This window comes from Streptomyces sp. DG1A-41 (assembly GCF_037055355.1).
Taxonomy (GTDB): Bacteria; Actinomycetota; Actinomycetes; order Streptomycetales; family Streptomycetaceae; genus Streptomyces.
In genome coordinates this window covers 2,894,897-2,912,985 of record NZ_CP146350.1, presented here as the reverse complement: position 1 = coordinate 2,912,985, position 18,089 = coordinate 2,894,897, and the positions used below count along the sequence as shown (strand labels likewise).

At 70.1% G+C, this 18,089-nt stretch carries 18 protein-coding genes and 2 pseudogenes; 10 read left to right on the top strand and 10 right to left on the bottom strand.

The genetic code is table 11. The features are described from left to right. Window positions 1-5 precede the first annotated feature (5 nt). On the bottom strand, window positions 6-1,637 hold the full coding sequence (locus V8690_RS13585) for an ABC transporter substrate-binding protein (protein ID WP_338778654.1): 1,632 nt from the start codon (window positions 1,635-1,637) through the stop codon (window positions 6-8). Window positions 1,638-1,887: 250 nt separating this feature from the next. Here V8690_RS13585 and V8690_RS13580 point away from each other — a divergent pair, with 250 nt between their 5' ends. Further along, window positions 1,888-2,601, top strand: coding sequence for a FadR/GntR family transcriptional regulator (locus V8690_RS13580; protein WP_086603383.1), 714 nt, complete (start codon window positions 1,888-1,890; stop codon window positions 2,599-2,601). A 32-nt stretch (window positions 2,602-2,633) separates the two neighbouring features. Further along, complete coding sequence (locus V8690_RS13575) at window positions 2,634-3,080, top strand: protein phosphatase (protein ID WP_338778648.1); 447 nt, start codon at window positions 2,634-2,636, stop codon at window positions 3,078-3,080. Between the two features lie 95 nt (window positions 3,081-3,175). Here V8690_RS13575 and V8690_RS13570 read toward each other — a convergent pair. Both V8690_RS13570 and V8690_RS13565 read right to left on the bottom strand, forming a co-directional pair. After that, window positions 3,176-4,553: pseudogene (locus V8690_RS13570) on the bottom strand (alpha/beta hydrolase); the annotation flags it as partial. 70 nt (window positions 4,554-4,623) lie between these two features. Then, window positions 4,624-5,091: a GNAT family N-acetyltransferase gene (locus V8690_RS13565; protein ID WP_338785341.1), complete on the bottom strand. Its 468-nt coding sequence runs from the start codon at window positions 5,089-5,091 to the stop codon at window positions 4,624-4,626. Between the two features lie 254 nt (window positions 5,092-5,345). On the opposite strand from V8690_RS13565, the gene V8690_RS13560 reads away from it, so the two are divergent. From V8690_RS13560 to V8690_RS13545, 4 genes are read left to right on the top strand one after another with little or no spacing between them, the layout of a single operon-like run. Then, window positions 5,346-5,552, top strand: a complete 207-nt coding sequence (locus V8690_RS13560; protein WP_338778646.1) for a hypothetical protein — start codon at window positions 5,346-5,348, stop codon at window positions 5,550-5,552. Next, the gene (locus V8690_RS13555; protein ID WP_086599578.1) at window positions 5,549-5,764 is read left to right on the top strand and encodes a hypothetical protein; all 216 of its coding nucleotides are present in this window, start codon (window positions 5,549-5,551) and stop codon (window positions 5,762-5,764) included. The genes V8690_RS13560 and V8690_RS13555 overlap by 4 nt, the downstream gene beginning before the upstream one ends. A gap of 26 nt (window positions 5,765-5,790) precedes the next feature. Continuing rightward, window positions 5,791-6,537, top strand: a complete 747-nt coding sequence (gene recO / locus V8690_RS13550) for a DNA repair protein RecO (RefSeq protein ID WP_059414116.1) — start codon at window positions 5,791-5,793, stop codon at window positions 6,535-6,537. A 34-nt stretch (window positions 6,538-6,571) separates the two neighbouring features. Next, entirely contained in the window at window positions 6,572-7,405 is an 834-nt protein-coding gene (locus tag V8690_RS13545) for an isoprenyl transferase (RefSeq protein WP_338778640.1), read from the top strand. A gap of 125 nt (window positions 7,406-7,530) precedes the next feature. Here the strand turns inward: V8690_RS13545 and V8690_RS13540 are convergent, their stop codons facing one another. From V8690_RS13540 to V8690_RS13525, 4 genes are read right to left on the bottom strand one after another with little or no spacing between them, the layout of a single operon-like run. Further along, complete coding sequence (locus V8690_RS13540; RefSeq protein WP_338778638.1) at window positions 7,531-7,950, bottom strand: Fur family transcriptional regulator; 420 nt, start codon at window positions 7,948-7,950, stop codon at window positions 7,531-7,533. Between the two features lie 58 nt (window positions 7,951-8,008). Then, window positions 8,009-8,911 (bottom strand): metal ABC transporter permease, encoded by a 903-nt coding sequence (locus V8690_RS13535; protein ID WP_338778636.1) that lies wholly within the window; start codon window positions 8,909-8,911, stop codon window positions 8,009-8,011. Further along, window positions 8,911-9,678 carry a metal ABC transporter ATP-binding protein gene (locus V8690_RS13530; protein ID WP_338778635.1) on the bottom strand — a complete coding sequence of 256 codons (768 nt, stop codon included), beginning with the start codon at window positions 9,676-9,678 and terminating at the stop codon, window positions 8,911-8,913. The genes V8690_RS13535 and V8690_RS13530 overlap by 1 nt, the downstream gene beginning before the upstream one ends. Before the next feature lie 20 nt (window positions 9,679-9,698). Further along, complete coding sequence (locus tag V8690_RS13525; RefSeq protein ID WP_338778633.1) at window positions 9,699-10,700, bottom strand: zinc ABC transporter substrate-binding protein; 1,002 nt, start codon at window positions 10,698-10,700, stop codon at window positions 9,699-9,701. Window positions 10,701-10,884: 184 nt separating this feature from the next. On the opposite strand from V8690_RS13525, the gene V8690_RS13520 reads away from it, so the two are divergent. After that, window positions 10,885-12,267, top strand: coding sequence for a glycine--tRNA ligase (locus V8690_RS13520; protein ID WP_338778631.1), 1,383 nt, complete (start codon window positions 10,885-10,887; stop codon window positions 12,265-12,267). A 61-nt stretch (window positions 12,268-12,328) separates the two neighbouring features. Here the strand turns inward: V8690_RS13520 and V8690_RS13515 are convergent, their stop codons facing one another. Beyond that, window positions 12,329-13,516 carry an endonuclease/exonuclease/phosphatase family protein gene (locus V8690_RS13515; RefSeq protein ID WP_338778629.1) on the bottom strand — a complete coding sequence of 396 codons (1,188 nt, stop codon included), beginning with the start codon at window positions 13,514-13,516 and terminating at the stop codon, window positions 12,329-12,331. 128 nt (window positions 13,517-13,644) lie between these two features. Between V8690_RS13515 and V8690_RS13510 the strand changes: the two are divergent. From V8690_RS13510 to V8690_RS13500, 3 genes and pseudogenes are all read left to right on the top strand, one after another. Continuing rightward, window positions 13,645-14,255: pseudogene (locus V8690_RS13510) on the top strand (LysE family translocator). A 75-nt stretch (window positions 14,256-14,330) separates the two neighbouring features. Beyond that, window positions 14,331-15,335, top strand: a complete 1,005-nt coding sequence (locus V8690_RS13505) for an aldo/keto reductase (protein ID WP_338778627.1) — start codon at window positions 14,331-14,333, stop codon at window positions 15,333-15,335. A 25-nt stretch (window positions 15,336-15,360) separates the two neighbouring features. Beyond that, window positions 15,361-15,951 (top strand): TetR family transcriptional regulator, encoded by a 591-nt coding sequence (locus V8690_RS13500; protein ID WP_338778624.1) that lies wholly within the window; start codon window positions 15,361-15,363, stop codon window positions 15,949-15,951. A gap of 307 nt (window positions 15,952-16,258) precedes the next feature. Here the strand turns inward: V8690_RS13500 and V8690_RS13495 are convergent, their stop codons facing one another. Together V8690_RS13495 and V8690_RS13490 are read right to left on the bottom strand one after the other, a co-directional pair. Next, window positions 16,259-16,465, bottom strand: a complete 207-nt coding sequence (locus tag V8690_RS13495) for a hypothetical protein (protein WP_338778622.1) — start codon at window positions 16,463-16,465, stop codon at window positions 16,259-16,261. A gap of 117 nt (window positions 16,466-16,582) precedes the next feature. Further along, window positions 16,583-18,013 carry an MFS transporter gene (locus V8690_RS13490; protein WP_338778620.1) on the bottom strand — a complete coding sequence of 477 codons (1,431 nt, stop codon included), beginning with the start codon at window positions 18,011-18,013 and terminating at the stop codon, window positions 16,583-16,585. Window positions 18,014-18,089 lie beyond the last annotated feature (76 nt).

The window sequence follows — 18,089 nt, the reverse complement described above, 5'->3', positions numbered from 1 at the left end:
GTCGGCTAGGCCCACTTGGCCTGGAGGAGGTTGATGCCCGGGTACGGCTGTGCCCTTATCCCGCTGAGCTGCTTCGGGTCCCAGGCCGTCATCAGCTCGTTGTGGACGACCGGGTAGAGCACGGCCTGTTCGGCGACCACGTCGATGTAGTCTTGGACCATCACCTTCTTCTTCTCGGGGTCCGGCTCCCGGGTGGCCCGGTCCATGTCCCTGAAGAGCGCCTTGGCGACGGGGTCGCCGGCCCACCGCGTGTACTGCATCCACAGGTTCTCGGGCCCGTAGTTGTAGTGCATGATCAGGTCGGCGTCGAGGCCGAACTGGTTGGGGTTCGAGGCGGCGGCGACGACCTGGTAGTCCTGCTTCTGGTCCATCTTCGTGAACACGGCCGTGGTCTCCTGCGGGGACAGGGTCGTCTTCACACCGATCGCGTCCCAGGAGGACTTGATGGTCGGCAGGCAGTCGACGATCCAGCTCACGTTCACCGCGAGGATGTCGATGCTCAGCCCCCGGACCCCGGCCTCCTTCAGCAGCGCCTTCGCCTTGTCGGGGTCGTAGTCGTAGACCGTCTCGGCCCGGCGGTAGGACGGATTGCTCTCGTCGATGAAGGAACTCGACGGCTTACCATGGCCCTTGAGCGCCACCTCCACCATCTTCTCGGTGTCGATGGCGTAGTGCAGGGCCTGACGCACCCGCACGTCGTCGAAGGGCTTGTGCTTGGTGTTGAACATCAGGAACAGGTTGTTCATCCCGGCCCCGCCGGCGACCGTCAGCCCGCTGCTCTCCAGCTGCGCGATGTTGGCGTACGGGATGTTGTCCGCGATCTGCGCGCCCGCGCTCGATCCGGAGATCTTCGCGACGCGGGGGGCCGCGTCCACGATCGTCAGCCAGTTCATCTTCCGGAAGGCGGGCTTGCGCGGGCCGTTGTAGCCGTCGAACGCCTCGAAGGTCGTGTTCGACTTGGGGTGGTGGGCGGTCTGCCGGTACGGACCCGAGCCGATCGCCTTGCCCTTGATGGCGTCGTCCCAGGCGCCCGGCTCGGAGAACACGTGCTTCGGCATGATCTTGGCGAGCGTCAGCCGGGACAGCCCGTCCGGGAACGGGAACTTGAGCACCAGCTCCACGTTCTGCGCGTCGACCTTCCGGACCTCCTTCAGCCAGCTGGCGAAGAAGCCCTTGGCCAGGGTCTGGGTGTCCGGGTCGAGGATCCGCTCGAAGACGAAGACCACGTCGTCGGCGGTCACGGGCTTGCCGTCGTGGAACGTCGCTCCGGCCCGCAGCGAGAACTTCCACGACGTGCTGTTCGGGTCCTCGGGCACCTCGGTCGCCAGGGCCGCGTACGGCTCGCGGGAGATCGGGTCGGTGTCGAGCAGGCCTTCGTAGATGTGGTTGTTGGCGGCCATGCAGAACGCGGACGCCGTCTGGGTGGGGTCCCAGCTGCCGTCGTTGCCGTAGCCGATCACCGCCGTCAGCGTCCGGTTCGCCCCGCTGCCGCCGCCACCGGTGTCGTTGGTGGACTCCGGCCCGGACGAACAGGCCGACAGCGACGCGGAGACGGCGGCGGCCGCGCCCAGCGCGCCGGTGTACTTCAGGAACGTCCGGCGGTGCGGCGCCGGCACGTCGTTGGTCACGTCGCGCACGGGGTCCTCCAGCGAGAGGTCTGGAAAGGAGACGAGGGGGCGAGCAGAGGAGATACGACGTCCTACGTCCTGCGGTCAGCGCGACCATAGGAGGGGCCGTGGGGGCGGTCAAGGGATCGCACACGAATGGCGTATCTGCCAGAGGTCGGACCAATGGCACTGTGAAATGGCGCGAGTTGACGGTCTATCAGGGCAGGCCCGGCACCGGGTACCGCCAGAGGTGGGACGTGGGACGTCCGGGGCGCGTACGATGCGGCGCATGTCCGAGGAGCCCAGGACCAGCCGGATACAACGCCAGGTCGTGCAGCTCATCCTCGACCGCAGACTCACCGCCGGCGCGCCGCTGCCCACCGAGGCCGAACTCATGGAGGACCTCGGCGTCAGCCGCAACTCCGTCCGCGAGGCCCTCAAGGCCCTCCAGGCCCTCGACATCGTCGAGATCAGACACGGCTACGGCACCTACGTCGGCCAGGCCTCCCTCACCCCCCTCGTCGACGGCCTGACCTTCCGCACCCTGGCCCGGCACGACGACGACACCGGCGCCCTCGCCGAGATCCTCCAGGTCCGCGAGGTACTGGAGGAGGGCCTGATCCGCCGGGTCGCCGCGACGGTCACCGAGGCGGAACTGGACAGACTGGAGGGCGTGGTGACCCGTATGGAGTCCGCGGGCGGCACGGGCCGCTCCTTCCCGGAACTCGACCGCGAGTTCCACGAGATCCTGTACGCCTCCCTCGGCAACGCGCTGGTGCCCCAGCTCCTCGGCGCGTTCTGGACGGTCTTCCGCCGGGTCTCCGGAGCCCGCGGCTGGACCGACGACCCGTCCCCCGAGATCACGGTCCGCCGCCACCGCGACATCGTCACGGCGTTGCGCGCCCGCGACGTCGAGGGCGCGCAGCGGGCGATGGCGGTCCACTTCCGGGGAATCGAGGCTCGGGCGGCGGAGGAGTCACGGGGGGTGGGCTGATTCCGCTCCCGGGTGAGCGAGTGCGGAGCATCATGAGGGGCGTGACCGAGCTGTGGAGTGAGAGTGGCGCCGGCGTCCTGAGGCTGCCTTCCGGCCGGTTGGTGCGGGGGCGAGGCCTCCGCCACCCCATGGACCCTGGCGCGCCTCTTCCCTCCTACGGCCTCTACCTGCTCGGCAAGCAGCCTCCCGAGGTTCCCTGGGAGGCGTGTTGGCTCCGCTGGCCCGACTTCCGCCTCCCGTCGGACCGGGCAGCCGCCCGCGAGGTGCTGGCCGAGGCGTGGAAACGGGCCGCCGGGGAACGCGTGGAGATCGCCTGCGGCGGAGGACGTGGCCGTACGGGCACGGCACTGGCCTGCCTGGCGGTGCTGGACGGGGTGCCGGGGGAGGAAGCGGTGGCCTATGTGCGGCGGCACTACGACCGGCGTGCGGTGGAAACGCCCTGGCAGCGGCGGTACGTACGCCGGTTCGGTCAGGGATGAGCCTCTCCTTCGGCGCCTTACCTCATACCTCGGCCGCGCTGCCGTAGACCGACGGCCGACAGCGGGATCGTGTGTCGGCTCGGCACTGTGAACCGCATGGATGAGACGACGGCACGATCCCCGAGGGCGCGGCGCAGCTCGCGGGCCCCGGCGAGCGGCGTGGCGACGTCCCGCTCGTTCCGCACGAGCATGATGTTCGACGGCCCGCGGTCGGTGATCCGTACCGCGGGCTCCTTCGGCGTGAACGGCCAGGCGGCACACAGCATCGCGCCGCGCGGCATGCCCGCCGTCAGCGGCAACTTCGCCCGGCTCTCGTCGACCCCCTTCTGGTAATGGGCGGCGGACCTGGGCCAGGCGACGTCGTTGCAGAGGGTGCCGGCTCCGACCACGAGGGCGTTCTGCACCACCGACTCGGGCGGCAGCTAAGGCGCGGGCGGCACGGTGCCCTTGAGGGCGGCCGGGATCGTCTTCGCCGGCGTCGGTCAGTCGTCGGGGCCGTACAGGTTCGTCAGCATGGTCTGGCGCAGGACGTTGCCGGTCAGCTCCGCCGGGTTGGCGCCGGGCCAGGGGAGGGGCTCGCGGTCGAGCCGGTCGGCGAGGGGCAGGAAGAGGGGCCTCACGTCGGCGGCCTGACGAGCCACCCTGTACGGATTCCCGGGCTCGGACGCCCACTTGGCGAACTCCGGGAAGTTGTCCTCCACGCCGGTCTCGCACGCGGCGAGCCAGCCGCGTCCCACCCGGGCGGGGTCGGGGTTGTCGTCGCTGTCCAGCACGACGCGGTCGGTGCGGTGCGGGAACAGCCGGCCGTAGACGGCTCCTACACAGGACCCGTACGAGACGCCCCAGGCGGACAGCCTGGTCTCGCCGAGGGCGGCCCGGACACGGTCGAGGTCGCGGGCCTCCTTGGCGGTGCTGATGTTGCCGCAGCAGCTCGCCGCCGTTACGCGCGCAGGCCTTTGACATGCGCCGGGCGGTGGCCATGGTCTCGGTGACGGAACCGTCCGGGGCGGGCCAGGGCAGCTTCGTCAGGGCGAGGTCCTTGCTGTCGAGACCGCAGTCCACGGCGCTGGACGGCGCCATCCCGCGCGGCGCGAACCCGATCAGGTCATAGGCGTCCCGGACGCTCCGCGGCAGCCTCCGCCCCTTGCCGGAGGGATCGCCGAGACTGTCCCCGCCGGGCCCGCCGGGGATGAGTAACAGCGCGCCCCGACGCGCGGAAAGCTTCTCGCTGGGGATACGGGAGACGGCGATCTGGATCTTCCGCCCGTCCGGGACGGAGTAGTCCATGGGCACGTCGACGGTGGCGCACCGCTGGCGGGGATCGAGGCCGGTGCCCTCGCACCTGGTCCATTCGAGGGACTCGGCACCGGCACCGGCATCGGCACCGGCGGCGGTCATCGGAACGGTGAGTCCGAGCAGGACGGCGGTGGCCGCGACCAGTGAGGCGTGGCGCTTGATCGGCTTCCGCTTCATGGGACGGGCCTGGCGCCTCACCGACCCGCTTCACATCCGGGCGACTGCCGGAGATTTCAGGGCTTTACCCCTACGGGATCACCGGATGAACAGTCTTCGGAAGTCTCAGCATGAAGATGTCGACCGTGTCCTGGCTCTCGATCGTGAAGCCGTGGCGTTCGTAAAGGCGGCGGGCCGGGCTGCCCTGGAGGACGTTCAGGCGGACGAGTGCGCTGTCGGCGTCGGTCCGGGACAGCAGGGTGCGGAGGACCGCCGCTCCCAGGCCTCGGCCCTGGAGGGCCGGGCTGAGGTAGAAGTGCTCCAGCCAGCAGCCGTTCTCGTCGTTCCCGGACGGGCGCAGGGCGACGCTGCCCGCGAAGGTGCCGTCGGCCTCGATGACCGAGGTGTGCCGGGCGGAGAAGCCGTCTCGCAGGCGCTGTCTGACCCGGTGTTCGTCGTAGCGGCCCAACCGCTCCAGGTCCGGGCGCATCACCACCGCCCGTAGTTCCGCTATCGGTTCGACATCCGCCGGCTCGGCGGGGCGCAGGGCCCATGTCATGGGGACCGGCCGTATCCCGTCCGCCGTCGTCCATGTATTCACGGCCGGATTATGTCAGCGGCCGTTTATCGTCAATCGGCTTCCTGCCCCCACCGCTCGAAAATATACCCCCGCCGCCTGGCGAGAACCGTTGGCCATTGCCGAACCCCTTTCTGCTGGTCCGCAGTTGTAGGGCACAGACCCCTCCCGAGTGTAGACGCGGAGCGTCACCGTAGGGATGCGAAGAGTGAAACTCCAAAAGAAAGGGGAGCACGGTGGAGGCACGACACTCGGCGCTCTGCGTCGAAGAAGCGGAGGATGCGGTGAAAGAATTGCGGGCAGAACTCGCCAAGGCCGGAATTATCCTGCCGTCGCTGGGGCTTGACCCGGTAAGTCTTGCGCGGGAAGCACCCTGTCCGCTCGTGGAATTGGGGCGGTGTTCCGTGGAGACCGCCCGGCTGCTCGCGGCGGTGCTGCGATGAAGCCCCCGGTCGGCGCGTACGTCGTGGACACCCGCAGCGGCCGCATCGGCATCGTCATGGGGCATGAGGGGCCCTATGTGCAGCTGAGGCCGTACGGGGGCGGGAAGGAGTGGGACGCAGATCCCGGTGCCGTCCGGCACGCCACCCCGGCCGAGCGGCTGCGCGCGGCGACGGCGTACGCCAACGCCCGCAGCAGGGGTGAGGTCCCTTGACGCGATGACCCTGCGAGAATGGCGCCATGAGTCTGTTCCGCGACGACGGCATCGTGCTGCGCACCCAGAAGCTGGGTGAAGCGGACCGGATCATCACACTGCTCACCCGCGGTCACGGACGGGTACGGGCGGTGGCCAGGGGCGTGCGCCGGACCAAGTCGAAGTTCGGTGCGCGCCTCGAACCCTTCTCCCACGTCGACGTGCAGTTCTTCGCCAAGGGGAGCGAGCTGGTCGGGCGGGGGCTGCCGCTGTGTACGCAGAGTGAGACCATCGCCCCGTACGGGGGCGGAATCGTCAGCGACTACGCGCGGTACACCGCGGGAACCGCCATGCTGGAGACCGCCGAGCGGTTCACCGACCACGAGGGGGAGCCGGCCGTGCAGCAGTATCTGCTGCTCGTCGGCGGGCTGCGCACCCTCGCCCGCGGGGAGCACGCGCCGCATCTCGTGCTGGACGCGTTCCTGCTGCGCTCCCTCGCCGTCAACGGGTACGCCCCGAGCTTCACCGACTGCGCGAAGTGCGGTATGCCCGGGCCCAACCGGTTCTTCTCGGTCGCCTCGGGCGGTTCCGTCTGCGGGGACTGCCGGGTGCCCGGCAGCGTCGTACCCTCGCCGCAGGCCCTGGAACTCCTCGGCGCGCTGCTTACGGGAGACTGGGAGACCGCGGACGCCTGCGAGGCGCGGTACGTCCGGGAGGGCAGCGGGCTGGTGTCCGCGTATCTGCACTGGCACATGGAGCGCGGCCTGCGCTCCCTGCGCTACGTCGAGAAGTAAGCGAAGCAAGCAAGCACGAGGAGACGAGAAACACATGGCCGTACGCGGGATCCTGGGGCGGCAGCGCCGGGAGTACAGGACGCCGGAGCCGCACCCGTCCGGCGCGCGGCCGCCGAAGCTCCCCGGGGAGCTCGTACCGCAGCATGTGGCGATCGTCATGGACGGCAACGGGCGGTGGGCGAAGGACCGGGGCCTGCCGCGCACCGAGGGGCACAAGGTCGGTGCCGAGCGCGTGCTGGACGTGCTCCAGGGCGCCATCGAGATGGGCGTGGGCGCCATCTCCCTGTACGCCTTCTCCACCGAGAACTGGAAGCGGTCGCCGGACGAGGTGCGCTTCCTGATGAACTTCAACCGGGACTTCATCCGCAAGACCCGCGACCAGCTGGACGAGCTGGGTGTGCGGGTGCGCTGGGTGGGGCGGATGCCCAAGCTGTGGCGGTCCGTGGCCAAGGAGCTCCAGATCGCCCAGGAGCAGACCAAGGACAACGACCGGCTCACGCTGTACTTCTGCATGAACTACGGGGGGCGCGCCGAGATCGCCGACGCCGCGCAGGCGCTCGCGGCCGATGTGAAGGCCGGGAAGCTCGATCCGTCGAAGGTCAACGAGAAGATCTTCGCGAAGTACATGTACTACCCGGACATGCCCGACGTGGACCTGTTCCTGCGCCCGAGCGGCGAGCAGCGCACCTCCAACTACCTGATCTGGCAGAGCGCGTACGCCGAGATGGTCTTCCAGGACGTGCTGTGGCCGGACTTCGACCGCCGCGACCTGTGGCGGGCGTGCCTGGAGTTCGCCTCGCGGGACCGGCGGTTCGGCGGGGCCATTCCGAACGAGGAGCTGCTGGCCATGGAGGGCAAGCAGGAGTAGTCCCGCAGACCAGCGCTTCACGGGCAAGGGCGTCGCAGTTCCCTCAGGGGAGCGGGGAACTGCGCGACCGGCCACCACGAACCCGCACCCGGGAACCGGGTCTCACCCCCACGGCGAAAAGCGGCTCAGCCGCCGGAGGTCTTCGCGCAGTCCGCGCACGTGCCGAAGATCTCCACCGTGTGGGCCACGTTCACGAAGCCGTGCTCGGTGGCGATGGCCTCCGCCCACTTCTCCACGGCCGGGCCCTCCACCTCGACGGCCTTGCCGCAGCCGCGGCACACCAGGTGGTGGTGGTGGTCGTCGGTGGAGCAGCGGCGGTAGACGGACTCGCCGTCGGCGGTGCGCAGGACGTCGACCTCACCGGCGTCGGCGAGGGACTGGAGGGTGCGGTAGACCGTGGTGAGCCCGACCGAGTCGCCCTTGTGCTTGAGCATGTCGTGCAGTTCCTGCGCGCTGCGGAACTCGTCGACCTCTTGCAGGGCCGCCGCCACAGCGGCCCGCTGCTTGGTGGCGCGGCCCTTCACGGACGGTCCAGCGGTCGTCACCGTTGCCTCCTCACGTCTGCCTTGCCCGGGCCATTGTGCCAGCCTCGGGCGGGGGCGGTCAGACGCCGACCTCGTTCTCTGCCTTCCGGGTGCCCGGAATCGCGCACTCGGCAGGGTCGTGGGCGGGGTGCGCGTCGGTCTGGGCACGGGCGCGGCGGCGGGCCAGCGGAGCCGCGATCGCCGTCAGCACGACGAAGGCGCCGATGGTCAGCAGCACGATCGTCGCACCCGGCGGGACGTCCTGGTAGTACGAGGTGACGGTGCCGCCGATCGTCACGCTCACGCCGATCGCCACGGCGATCGCGAAGGTCGCGGCGAAGCTGCGGCCGATCTGCTGGGCGGCCGCGACAGGCACCACCATCAGCGCGCTGACCAGCAGCAGGCCGACCACGCGCATCGCCACCGTCACCGTGACGGCCGCGGTGATCGCCGTCAGCAGGTTCAGGGCGCGCACCGGCAGGCCCGTCACCCGGGCGAACTCCTCGTCCTGGCTGACCGCGAACAGCTGCCGGCGCAGGCCGAGGGTGACCAGGACGACGAAGGCGGCCAGGACGCAGATCGCCGTGACGTCCGACTCGGACACCGTCGACAGGGAGCCGAAGAGGTACGACGTCAGGTTGGCGTTGGAGCCCGTCGGCGCGAGGTTGATGAACATCACACCGCCGGCCATGCCGCCGTAGAACAGCATCGCGAGGGCGATGTCGCCGCGGGTCCTGCCGTACCAGCGGATCAGCTCCATGAGGACGGCGCCGATGACCGAGACGAGGGTCGCCATCCACACCGGGGACCAGGTCAGCAGGAAACCGAGGCCGACGCCGGTCATCGCCACGTGGCCGATGCCGTCGCCCATCAGGGCCTGGCGGCGCTGGACCAGGTAGATCCCCACCGCGGGGGCCGTGATGCCGACCAGGACGGCGGCGAGCAGCGCCCGCTGCATGAAGGCGTAGTCGAGGATCTCCATCAGCTCAGCAGTCCCGTGCGGATCGGTTCGGCGCCCGCGGGTGCGTGCGGGTGTACGTGGTCGTGGCCGGGGAGGGCGTGCTGCCCGACCGCCTTCGGGGGCGGCCCGTCGTGCACGACGCAGCCGTCGCGCAGTACGACCGCCCGGTCGATGAGGGGCTCCAGGGGGCCCAGTTCGTGCAGCACGAGCAGCACGGTCGTGCCCTGGGAGACCTGCTCGCGCAGCGTGTGCGCGAGCACCTCCTGGCTGGCCAGGTCGACACCGGCCATCGGCTCGTCCATGATCAGCAGCTCGGGTTCACAGGCGAGCGCGCGGGCGATCAGGACACGCTGGTGCTGGCCGCCGGACAGGGCGTCGACCGACTCCTTGGCCCGGTCCGCCATGCCGACGAGCTCCAGCGCCTGCCGTACGGCCGTGTGGTCCGCCTTGCGCAGCACGCCGAAGCGGGCCCGCGAGAGGCGGCCCGCGGAGACCACCTCGGTCACCGTGGCGGGCACCCCGCCCGCGGCCGTGGTGCGCTGCGGGACATAGCCCACGCGCCGCCAGTCGCGGAACCGCCTGCGGGCCGTGCCGAACAGCTCGATCTCGCCGGCGCCGATCTGCACCTGGCCGATGATGCTGCGCACGGCCGTGGACTTGCCGGAGCCGTTCGCGCCGAGCAGCGCGACGACCTCGCCGTGGCGCACGGTGAGGTCGATGCCGCGCAGGACGGGGCGCGAGCCCAGGTCGGCGCGGACGCCGCGCAGGGATACGACGGGCTCGGTCATGCCGTCCTCCGATGGGTCGATCACTTGGCTCCCAGGGCCGTCCGCAGGGCCTTGAGGTTGGCTTCCATGACCTGGAAGTAGTCGTCGCCGCGGGACTTGTCGGTGATGCCCTCGAGCGGGTCGAGGACGTCCGTCTTCAGCTTCGCGTCCCGGGCCAGGGTCTTCGCGGTCTTGTCGGAGACCAGTGTCTCGTAGAAGACGGTGGTGACGCCGTCGGCCTTGGCCTCCTGCTGGAGCTCCCTGACCCGGGCGGCGCTGGGCTCGCTCTCGGGGTCGAGGCCGGAGATGGCCTCCTGGGTGAGGCCGTAGCGCTCGGCGAGGTAGCCGAAGGCGGCGTGGTTGGTGAAGAAGACCTTGGTCTTGGTGTTCTTCAGGCCGTTCTCGAACTCGCCGTTGAGGTCGTTCAGCTTCTTGACCAGGGCCGCGGTGTTCTTCTTGTAGTCGACCGCGTGGTCCGGGTCGGCCTTCTCGAAGGCCTTGCCCACGCCCTCGGCGACCTCGGCGTACTTCACCGGGTCCAGCCAGACGTGCGGGTCGCGCGCGTGCTCCTCCTCCTCGGAGTGGCCTTCCTCGGAGTGGCTCTCCTCGGGGTGGCTCTCCTCGGCGTGCGCCTCCTCACCCTCGTGGCTGTGCTCGGTGTTGCCGTGGTCCTCCAGGGTGGTCAGCGTGGCCGCGTCGATCTTCGTCTTGATGCCGGTCTGGGCGACGGCCTCGTCGACGGCGGGCTGGAGACCCTTGAGGAAGAGCGCCGCGTCGGCCTCTTCGAGCTGGGCCCGCTGCTTGGTGCTGATCTCCAGGTCGTGGGGCTCCTGGCCGGGCTCGGTCAGGCTGGTGACGTTCGCGTGGTCGCCGCCTATCTGCTGGGCGAGGAACGCCATCGGGTAGAACGACGCGACGACGTCGAACTTGTCCGTGTTGCCCGTCGCCGCGCTGTCGCTGGAGCAGGCGGAGAGAGCGCCGAGGCCGAGAGCGGTGGCCGCGGTGACCGCGGTGGCGGATATGAGGCGTCGTCGTACGTTCATGACACTCATTTTCATCAAATATGGAAACCGTTGTCAACAAGCCGGCTGAGGAGGTTCCGGGGAGGGGGTCTGGCGGTCGCGGAAGGGGGAGCGATTTGATTGAGGGGGCGCCCCCGCCGGTAACCTGAAGCATTCGCTGGAAGCAACTCGCTTCGTCGCCCGTCGTCGTAATGAAGAGAGCACCGTGGCCGCCGACAAGATCGACACCATCGTCAGCCTGAGCAAGCGCCGTGGCTTCGTATTCCCCTGTAGTGAGATCTACGGCGGCCAGCGCGCCGCTTGGGACTACGGCCCCCTGGGTGTCGAGCTCAAGGAGAACCTCAAGCGCCAGTGGTGGCGCTACATGGTGACGTCGCGCGAGGACGTCGTCGGTATCGACTCGTCCGTGATCCTGGCCCCCGAGGTCTGGGTCGCCTCCGGCCACGTCGCCACCTTCACGGACCCGCTGACCGAGTGCACCTCCTGCCACAAGCGGTTCCGCGCGGACCACCTGGAGGAGGCCTACGAGGCCAAGCACAACCGCCTGCCGGAGAACGGCCTGGCCGATGTCAACTGCCCGAACTGCGGCAACAAGGGCCAGTTCACCGAGCCCAAGCAGTTCTCGGGCCTGCTGTCCACCCACCTCGGCCCGACCCAGGACTCCGGCTCCATCGCCTACCTGCGGCCCGAGACCGCGCAGGGCATCTTCACCAACTTCTCCCAGGTGCAGACCACCTCGCGCCGCAAGCCGCCGTTCGGCATCGCCCAGATGGGCAAGTCCTTCCGCAACGAGATCACGCCGGGCAACTTCATCTTCCGCACCCGCGAGTTCGAGCAGATGGAGATGGAGTTCTTCGTCAAGCCGGGCGAGGACGAGAAGTGGCAGGAGTACTGGATGGAGCAGCGCTGGAACTGGTACACCGGCCTGGGTCTCCGTGAGGAGAACATGCGCTGGTACGAGCACCCCAAGGAGAAGCTCTCCCACTACTCCAAGCGCACCGCCGACATCGAGTACCGCTTCCAGTTCGGCGGCAGCGAGTGGGGCGAGCTGGAGGGCGTCGCCAACCGCACCGACTACGACCTCGGCGCCCACTCCAAGGTTTCCGGCCAGGACCTCACCTACTTCGACCAGGAGGCCGGCGAACGCTGGACTCCGTACGTCATCGAGCCCGCGGCCGGTGTCGGCCGGGCCATGCTCGCCTTCCTCCTCGACGCCTACATCGAGGACGAGGCGCCCAACGCCAAGGGCAAGATGGAGAAGCGGACCGTGCTGCGCCTGGACCAGCGCCTGGCGCCGGTGAAGGTCGCGGTGCTCCCGCTGTCCCGGAACCCGGAGCTGTCCCCGAAGGCCAAGGGCCTCGCCCAGGCGCTGCGCCAGAACTGGAACATCGAGTTCGACGACGCCGGCGCGATCGGCCGCCGCTACCGCCGCCAGGACGAGATCGGCACGCCGTTCTGCGTGACCGTCGACTTCGACACCCTGGAGGACAACGCGGTCACCGTCCGCGAGCGCGACTCGATGAAGCAGGAGCGCGTCTCCCTCGACCAGATCGAGGGCTACCTGGCCGCCCGTCTGGTCGGCTGCTGATCGCTCCTGGGTCTACGGCGGTGCCGGGTTCCTCCGCGGAGGAACCCGGCACCGGCGCGTTTCAGAGGTCGAGGTCCGCGTAGACGGCCGCGTGGTCCGAGGCGCGGTTCCACTTCGAGGTGACGGTGTCGAAGGACTTGATCGTGGAGGGCGCCCAGATGCCGCGCCGTTCGACCTCGACGTGCTGCACCTGCTCCCACAGCGGCGGCGGCAACATCAGATAATCGAGCTTCTGGCGCTCGGACGTGCCCGCGCCGTGGGTGCCCGGGGTGCCCCGGTACCCCGGGTGGCTCATCACGTCCCGCAGGCCGGTGCCCAGCAGGGCCCGGATCGCCTCGCTGGACGGTTCGTCGTTGAGGTCCCCGGCGACCACGACGTACGGGGAACGCTCCAGGGCGGTCTGGTAGATCGACGCCACGCGCCGGGCCTGGGCGATGCGCAGCTCCGGGTCGTCGCCGCTCTGGCTCTTCAGGTGGTTGCCGAGCAGCCACAGCGGGGTGCCGCCGATCTGGATCTCGTACTCGGGGCAGTCCCGGCTGAAGAGATACTCGCCCGGCCGGTCCGGGTCGGGGTCGAAGACGTGGGACCTCATGGACGTGATCGGGTGGCGGCTGAGGACCCCCACGTCGATGCCGCGCGGGTCGTTGCCGTCGATCACCATGTCGTACGGATACGGGGTCTTCTTCAGGTCGCCGCCCAGCACCTGCTCGTTGAAGCGGCGCAGGGTCGTGCGGTCCTCCACCTCCACGGTGAGCAGGATGTCGGCGTCGACCTCGGCGATCACCCGGCCGGTGTTGTGCACGGCCTCCCAGTCGAGGTCGTCACGGACCAGCTCCACCCAGCCGGTCCACCCCGAGCGGCCCGTGGCGACGATCTCGAAGGTGACGTGCTCGCCGCTGCCTCTCGTCTTGAACAGCGTGCCCTGACCGCGGGTCTCGTTGACGAAGAGCGGCCTGTCCTTGCGGGAGTCGTGCGCCCGGTGCTTCTTGAGGAGTTCGGCGATGCGTTCCTTGGTCTTGTCGTCGTAGGTCTTCTTCTCCAGGAGGGAGACCAGCTTCGTGTAGTCGTTCAGGATCTCCCGGCGCTGCTTGTCGCTCGGGAGGCGGAAGACCTTGGGGCGGCGGAAGAGGTTCTCGGTGTTGAAGGTGGCGATGCGGACCGTCATGACGCGCTCCCTGGGGCGGCGCAGGAGTTCCGCGCGGCCGGTGGGCAGGCGCCGCCGGGGAGACTGCTCGCCGGCTCTTTCCATTCTCGGAGCGGGTGTGAGGCATGTCGAACGGTGGGGCGGTTGAGCACTTGTGTGGTCGGCAGGATTGGTCCTTCAGCGCCGCTGCCGATTGGCCCTGTCTCCGGGAGTGGCGGCGCCAGGGTGAGCGCATGAGCATCGCGTTTCTGCTGACCACTCTTGTCGTCGTCGCCACACCGGGAACCGGAGTCGTCTACACTCTCGCCGCCGCGCTCTCCCGGGCCGGCGCGCGAGCGTCGTCGCGGCCTTCGGGTGCACGCTCGGGATCGTGCCGCATCTGCTGGCCACGGTCACCGGGGTCGCCGCCCTGCTGCACGCCAGCGCGACCGCGTTCCAGGTACTGAAGTACGCCGGGGTCGCCTACCTCCTGTACATGGCGTGGGCGACGGTGCGGGACAAGGAGGCGCTCGTGGTGGAGGAGCGGGCGGCGCCGGTGTCCGCGCGGCGGGTGATCGTGCGGGGCGTGCTGATCAACATCCTCAACCCGAAGCTGACGATCTTCTTCTTCGCGTTCCTGCCGCAGTTCGTGAGCCCCGGGGAGCCGCACGCGGTGGTGCGGATGGTGGGGCTCGGCGGGGTGTTCATGCTGGCGACGTTCGCCGTGTTCGCCGCGTACGGGGTGCTGGCCGCGTCGGTGCGCAGCCATGTGATCGGGCGGCCGCGGGTGATGGCGTGGCTGCGGCGGGGGTTCGCGGGGTCGTTCGTGGCGCTGGGGGCGAAGCTGGCGTTCACGGTGCGGTAGGGCCGACGCCAGGTCCTGACGAGTATCGAATGACAGATATTGAAATCTGTTATCTGTCATGTCATCGTGGAGCGCATGACGATGCGAACCCGAACCCTCGGAACCACCGGCCCCCAGGTCTCCGCCCTCGGCCTCGGCTGCATGGGCATGTCCGCGCTGTACGGCGAGGCGGACCGGGCCGAGTCCGTCGCGACCATCCACGCGGCGCTCGAAGCGGGCGTCACCCTGCTGGACACCGGCGACTTCTACGGCATGGGCCACAACGAGATGCTGATCGGCGAGGCCCTGCGCGCGGCCCCCGCCGCCCGGCGTGAACAGGCCCTGGTCAGCGTGAAGTTCGGCGCCATGCGCGACCCGGACGGCGGCTGGTCCGGCTACGACGGCAGGCCCGCCGCCGTGAAGAACTTCGCCGCGTACTCCCTCCAGCGGCTCGGCGTCGACCACATCGACGTCTACCGCATCGCCCGCCTCGACCCCGAGGTGCCGATCGAGGAGACGGTCGGCGCGATCGCGGAACTGGTCGAGAAGGGATGCGTGCGGCACATCGGCCTCAGCGAGGTCGGCGCCGAGACCATCCGCCGGGCCGCCGCCACCGCGCCGATCTCCGACCTCCAGATCGAGTACTCCCTCATCTCGCGCGGCATCGAGGACGAGATCCTCCCCACCACACGCGAGCTGGGCATCGGCATCACGGCGTACGGCGTGCTCTCCCGGGGCCTGATCTCGGGCCACTTCACCGCCGACCGGCAGCTCGGCGCCGGCGACTTCCGGGCGATGTCGCCGCGTTTCCAGGGGGACAACCTCCGGCACAACCTGAACCTCGTCGAGGCGTTGCGGGAGATCGCCGAGCAGAAGGGCGTCAGTGTCGCGCAGATCGCCATCGCCTGGGTGCTCTCGCGCGGTGAGGACATCGTGCCGCTGGTCGGCGCGCGTCGCCGCGACCGGCTCACGGAGGCGCTGGCCGCGCTGGACGTGACGCCGGACGCGGCCGACCTCGCCGCGATCGAGGAGGTTGTACCGCCCGGCGCCGCCGCCGGCGACCGCTACCCGGCGGCACAGATGGCGCACCTCGAGAGCTGAACCGGGCTCCGGGTACGGTCAGGGCATGGCACCGACCAGCGAGACCCTGACCGCCGAGCGCATCCTCGAGGCGACCGAGGAGGTGCTGCGCCGCCACGGCCCGGCCAAGGCCACCGTGGTGGACGTGGCCCGCGCGCTCGGCGTCAGCCACGGCAGTGTCTACCGCCACTTCCGCACCAAGGCGGCGCTGCGCGAGGCGGTCACCAAGCGCTGGCTGGACCGCACGTCCGGGGAACTGTCCGGGATCGTCGCCGCGGACAGCGCCCCGGAGACCCGGCTGCGGGACTGGCTCGCCGCGCTGTTCGCCGCGAAGCGCCGCAAGGCGGGCGGGGATCCGGAGCTGTTCGCCACGTACATGGTCCTCACGGACGAGAACGGCACGGCGGTCGGTGAGCACATCGCCGACCTGACGTCCCAGCTGACCCGCATCATCCAGGCCGGCGTCGAGACCGGCGACTTCGCCGCCACCCCCGACCCCGGGACGACCGCCCGCGCCCTCTTCCACGCCACGGGCCGCTTCCACGACCCGTGCTACGCCCGGGAGTGGGAAGAGCCCGGCATCGAGGCGGACTTCACGGCGGTCATGGACCTCGTGGTGCGGGGGCTGCGGGCCTAGGGCCTGGCTGACGAATTCCCGCCTGCCTCGCGGTGTCTGGCACGCACGCTCGCCGCGTTGCCGAACCGCCCACGTGGCGGAGCCACGTGGGCGCTTCGGCGCCTTGCGATCGCACGCACCAGACACCGCGAGGCCCGCCCTTCGGGCGGACGACGGGTACCCGAGCGGCAGCGTGCTGCTCAGGTGGTGCCTGCCCTACGGCCTCGAGGTGGTGCGACTGATGAGCCTGATGACCACCGGCCTGTACCACCAGCCCGACAGGGCGTACCTGCCCTCGATCCCCTACTGGGGCCGCTGCTGGGGCCGTTCACGCCGCCGTCGGGTCCACCGTCGCCTGATGAGCCTCCGCCAGGTGTTCCTCCGCCTTCAGCCAGGGCAGGAACTGGGCGCCTCTGCGCCAGCCGCAGGTGTCGCAGCTGAGCGTGCGCTGCCCGCCCGTGCGCCGCACCCGCACCACGTGCTCCCGGCCGTGCTGGTCCCAGCGGCTGACCTTGCTGGTGTCGATCTGCGCCATGACGTCTCCCGCGTCCAGGAATCCGGCCCGATCCGGTCTGCTCGCAGCAAGGAGTGTGCAGCAGAACCAACATCAACAGGGCTTCCCCGGATACGAGTCGTCAGGCCGTGAGAAACCTCAAGCGACCATACGCGGCAGCCGCAGACTCAGCAGGCCGGTCAGCACCACACCGCCGAGCTGCACCAGGAGGGTCGTGACCAGGGCATTCCGCATGCCCATCCCCGGGACCAGGGAAAGGAACAGCGTGCCCAGGGTCGCCACACCGAGTGCCAGCGCCGACTGCTGAGTGGTGATCATCACGCCGCTGCCGACGCCGGCGCGGACGGGCGGCACCTCCGAGAGGATGACCCGGAAGGCGACCGGAAGTTGCATCGCCTGGCCCGCGCCGGCGACCGCCGCCCCCGGGAGCAGTTCGACGAACCCGAGGTGCGGCCAGAAGCGCCAGGCCGCCAGTGCCATCAGAACCAGACCCAGGCCCTGGAACACGGCACCCGCCGTCACCACCCGCGAGCCGTACCGGGCGACCAGCCGCGGGCCCAGCAGCGAGAAGACGAAGAACACCACCGCCAGCGGCGCGAGCGCCAGGCCCGCGGCGACCGGGTCGAGCCCGGCGCCCTGCTGCAACGCCACCGCGATCACGAACATGAAGCCGCTGAAGCCGATGGAGAAGGGCAGCACCAGCAGCAGCCCGCGCCGCAGCGAGGTCAGCGCGAACAGGCTCGGCGGGACCAAGGGCGTGCGGCCCGCGCGGTCGGCCCGTCGCTCCACCACGTAGAACGCCGCCGCCGCGAACGGGAACGCCAGCAGCGACAGCCATGTCCACAGCGGCCAGCCCGCCGCCCGGCCTTCGGTGAGCGGGACGAGCAGTGCGAGGAGCGAGGCCGCCAGGAGGACCGTGCCCGGGACGTCGACCGGCTCCGGGCGCTCGGAGCGGGTCTCGGGGACCGCGCGGGCCGCCAGGAACAGTCCGGCGAGGACGACCGGCACGTTGACGAGGAACACCGAGCGCCAGCCGGTCCCCGCGATGTCGGCGGCCACCAGGACCCCGCCGAGGATCTGCCCGGCGACCATGGCCAGGCCGGCGGTCGCGCCGTAGAGCCCCATGGCCTTCGCCCGCCGGGGGCCGGTCGTGGTGGCCTGGATGGTGGCCAGCACCTGCGGCAGCATCGCGGCGGCCGACGCGCCCTGTGCGACCCGGGCCGCGACCAGCGACCAGGCGCCGGGCGCCAGTCCGCACGCCAGTGAGGTCAGCCCGAAGGCCGCCATTCCGATGAGGAACAGCCGCCGCCGGCCGAACAGGTCGCCGAGCCGCCCCCCGAGGACCAGCAGGACGGCGTACGACACTCCGTACCCGGCGACGACGAGTTCGAGGACCGACTCGCTCGCGGCGAGGTCGGCGCCGATGGTGGGCAGGGCGACGTTCACGATGAAGAAGTCGATGAGCGGGAGTGCCGCGGCCAGCAGCACCGTGAACAGCCCGAGCCCGCCGAGCACGGGAGCCGGGGCGGGGGAGCTGACGGGACGTGAAGTGAGGGATTCCGTGGTCACGGCATCAGCCTGTGGCGGCGCCCAGGCTGGTACCAGAGTGTTCTTATCCTGGTACAACCACCACCTGGAAACAGGG

Coding starts and splice junctions, on each gene's coding strand:
- V8690_RS13580 (WP_086603383.1), top strand. CDS start 1,888: ATGCGGCGCATGTCCGAGGAGCCCAGGACCAGCCGGATACAACGCCAG.
- V8690_RS13575 (WP_338778648.1), top strand. CDS start 2,634: ATGAGGGGCGTGACCGAGCTGTGGAGTGAGAGTGGCGCCGGCGTCCTG.
- V8690_RS13565 (WP_338785341.1), bottom strand. CDS start 5,091: ATGACATGGGCCCTGCGCCCCGCCGAGCCGGCGGATGTCGAACCGATA.
- V8690_RS13555 (WP_086599578.1), top strand. CDS start 5,549: ATGAAGCCCCCGGTCGGCGCGTACGTCGTGGACACCCGCAGCGGCCGC.
- recO (WP_059414116.1), top strand. CDS start 5,791: ATGAGTCTGTTCCGCGACGACGGCATCGTGCTGCGCACCCAGAAGCTG.
- V8690_RS13545 (WP_338778640.1), top strand. CDS start 6,572: ATGGCCGTACGCGGGATCCTGGGGCGGCAGCGCCGGGAGTACAGGACG.
- V8690_RS13535 (WP_338778636.1), bottom strand. CDS start 8,911: ATGGAGATCCTCGACTACGCCTTCATGCAGCGGGCGCTGCTCGCCGCC.
- V8690_RS13530 (WP_338778635.1), bottom strand. CDS start 9,678: ATGACCGAGCCCGTCGTATCCCTGCGCGGCGTCCGCGCCGACCTGGGC.
- V8690_RS13525 (WP_338778633.1), bottom strand. CDS start 10,700: ATGAACGTACGACGACGCCTCATATCCGCCACCGCGGTCACCGCGGCC.
- V8690_RS13515 (WP_338778629.1), bottom strand. CDS start 13,516: ATGGAAAGAGCCGGCGAGCAGTCTCCCCGGCGGCGCCTGCCCACCGGC.
- V8690_RS13505 (WP_338778627.1), top strand. CDS start 14,331: ATGACGATGCGAACCCGAACCCTCGGAACCACCGGCCCCCAGGTCTCC.
- V8690_RS13500 (WP_338778624.1), top strand. CDS start 15,361: ATGGCACCGACCAGCGAGACCCTGACCGCCGAGCGCATCCTCGAGGCG.
- V8690_RS13495 (WP_338778622.1), bottom strand. CDS start 16,465: ATGGCGCAGATCGACACCAGCAAGGTCAGCCGCTGGGACCAGCACGGC.